Raw genomic sequence first — 2,904 nt, 5'->3', positions numbered from 1 at the left:
CGACGGGTCGCTCGACCGGCCGCGGCTTGCGGGGTGCGGCGGCGGTGCCGGTGTCGAAACCCGCCGCGATCACGGTGACCCGCACCTCATCGCCCAGCGAGTCGTCGATGATCGTGCCGAAGATGATGTTCGCCTCTTCGTGGGCGGATTCCTCGATCAGGTTGGCGGCCTCGCTGACCTCGAACAGGCCCAGGTCGGAGCCACCGGCGATCGAGAGCAGGACGCCGCGGGCGCCGTCGATGCTCGACTCCAGCAGGGGGCTGCTGATCGCCTGCTCGGCGGCCTCCCGGGCACGGTCGTCCCCGCGCGCCGAGCCGATGCCCATCAGCGCCGAGCCGGCGTTGCTCATCACGGCCTTGACGTCGGCGAAGTCGAGGTTGATCAGGCCCGGGGTGGTGATCAGGTCGGTGATGCCGGAGACGCCCTGCATCAGTACCTGGTCGGCCTGCTTGAAGGCATCCAGGATGGCGATCCGGACGTCTGTCATGTCGAGCAGCTTGTCGTTCGGGATCACGATCAGGGTGTCGACTTCTTCGGCGAGGGTGGCGATGCCGTCCTCAGCCTGCTGGGCGCGCCGCCGGCCCTCGAAGGAGAACGGCCGGGTCACCACACCGATGGTCAGCGCACCCAGCGAGCGGGCGATCTTGGCGACCACCGGGGCACCGCCGGTGCCGGTTCCGCCGCCCTCGCCGGCGGTCACGAAGACCATGTCGGCGCCCTTGAGGGCGTCCTCGATCTGGTCGGAGTGGTCCTCGGCGGCCTGGCGTCCCTTCTCGGGGTCGGCGCCGGCGCCCAGGCCGCGGGTGAGGTCACGGCCGATGTCGAGCTTGACGTCGGCGTCGCTCATCAACAACGCCTGCGCGTCGGTGTTGATCGCGATGAACTCGACGCCCTTCAGCCCGGACTCGATCATCCGGTTGACCGCGTTGACACCACCACCGCCGACACCAACGACCTTGATGACTGCCAAGTAGTTCTGCGATGCAGTGGCCACCAGATGCCCCATTCCTTGCCGTTCAACTCTTGCCCCATTGTGCCCTCTCGGCCGCCCGGTGGCTGACCAACGACCCGCACGCCGCCCGGCCCGGCCCGTCGGACAACCGCTTTCGAGCGTCACGACCAGCGCACTCGCGCGGAAACAGCCCACCAGGGCACGCCGAACAGTATCCAGCAGGGCCGAGGTCGGCCCGAATAGCCTCAAGTTGAGGTCGAGGCTTTCAGCTCACCGCGGGGTGGCTCGGCACCGACACGTCGAAGACCGTGCCCGGCATGTCGAGCAGTGCGGGCAGCACCTCGGCCTTCTGGGCAGACTTCTCGGCGTTGCCCCAGACGATGGACCGGCCGTCGGCCAGCAGCACCACGATGTTGTCGATGCTGGTGGCCTCAACGTGCTCGGTGGCCTCCGCCACCTGGGAAGGCATCGCCTGCACCACGGTCGCCACGTCGGCCAGCATCCGCTGGTCGTTGCCGCTGACGATCGCCACCACCCCGGGACGCCGTTCCGCCTCGGCGTGGAAGATCCGCCCCTCGGCGTCCACCCACTGGTAGCCGGCCTCGTCGGCGCGCTGGTAGACCATGGTGCGTTCGGTCACCCGGATCACCAGCTCGTTGGGCCACTCCCGGTGCAGCCTGACCTCGGCGACCGCCGGCAGGGCCAGCACCCGCTGCCTGATCGCGCCGCCCGGTAGCCGGGCCATCGGGGTGCCGATGGGCACCTGCGCGGTCTGGGTCACCTGCTCGGCGGTGAGGATCCCGGTGCCCTCGACACTGACCTGGCGGGTCTCCAGCACCGAGGAGAACAGCACCAGCCACACCAGCACACCGGCGACCGCTGCGCCCAGCGTGCCCAGCAGGATCCGGCGCAGCCGGGTCCGTCGTCGCGCCCTGCGGCGCAGGTCGAGCCTGGCCGACAGGTCAGCACTCATCGGCCACCGGCTCGCTGGGCGAGCAGGCCCGCCAGCATCGGCCCGACCAGCGTGACGTCCCCGGCGCCCAGCGTCATCACCAGGTCACCCGGCTGCACCAGACCGGCCAGGTGGGCGGCCAGGCTGCCCTTGTCGGGCACGTACTCGACGCTGGTGCCGGGGCTGGCGTGCCGGTGGGCGGCGTCGGCGACCAGCGCCCCGGTGACGCCGGGTAGCGGGTCCTCGCGGGCCGCGTAGATGTCGGTGACCAGCACCACGTCGGCCAGGCACAGTGCCGCGCCGAACTCGTCGGCGAAGTCGCGGGTGCGGCTGTACAGGTGCGGCTGGAAGCAGGCGACCAGCCGGCCACCACCCTTTGCCCGCAGGGCGGCGGTGAGCGCCGCCCGCAGTTCGGTCGGGTGGTGGGCGTAGTCGTCGTAGATCCGCACCGCCCGGTCGGCCGGGTCGTCCGGGTTGAGCCTCTGCTCGGCGACCAACTGGAAGCGGCGGAGCGTCCCGGTGAACTCGCCGGCGCCGGCGACCAGCCGTTCGGCGTCCAGCTCGAGGAGTCGGCCGGCGGCGAATGCGGCGGCCGCGTTGGCGAGGTTGTAGCGACCGGGGACCCGCAGCCGGAACGGGAAGCTGCGGTCCTCGGCGAGCAGGGTGGCCGAGGCGTGGGTGCCCTCGAAGTCGAGGTCGGTCAGGCGCACCTCGGCGTCCGCGGACTCGCCGTAGCCGACCACCCTTGTCGCGCCGGCGCGCGGTTCCTCGGCCAGCGCCCGGGCCCCGGCGTCGTCCACGTTGATGACCACTGCCTGCACGGTCTGGCCGGTGGCGAAGCGTCGGAAGCCGTCGGCGTAGGCCCGGGCGGTGCCCCAGTTGTCGAGGTGGTCGGGTTCGATGTTGGTGATGATCGCGATCCGGGTGGGGTACTGCAGGAAGCTGCCATCGGATTCGTCGGCCTCGACCACGAAGACGTCACCGGAGCCCAAGTGGGAGC

General features: G+C 70.9%; 3 protein-coding genes. All 3 read right to left on the bottom strand.

What is annotated here, in order from left to right; all coding sequences use genetic code 11:
• Positions 1 to 994 (bottom strand): cell division protein FtsZ (ftsZ, locus tag WBL05_RS13140; protein ID WP_424226535.1); only part of this gene is annotated, 994 nt, incomplete at its 3' end.
• A 223-nt stretch (positions 995 to 1,217) separates the two neighbouring features.
• Positions 1,218 to 1,925 (bottom strand): cell division protein FtsQ/DivIB, encoded by a 708-nt coding sequence (locus WBL05_RS13135; RefSeq protein ID WP_424226533.1) that lies wholly within the window; start codon positions 1,923 to 1,925, stop codon positions 1,218 to 1,220.
• A partial coding sequence (locus WBL05_RS13130; protein ID WP_424226531.1) for a glutamate ligase domain-containing protein occupies positions 1,922 to 2,904 on the bottom strand: 983 nt, incomplete at its 5' end. The genes WBL05_RS13130 and WBL05_RS13135, both read right to left, overlap by 4 nt.

It is taken from the genome of Brooklawnia sp., assembly GCF_049651565.1.
Taxonomy (GTDB): domain Bacteria; phylum Actinomycetota; class Actinomycetes; order Propionibacteriales; family Propionibacteriaceae; genus Brooklawnia.
Note: the sequence above shows the minus strand (reverse complement) of the source record. Positions and strands in the feature narration are given on the sequence as shown.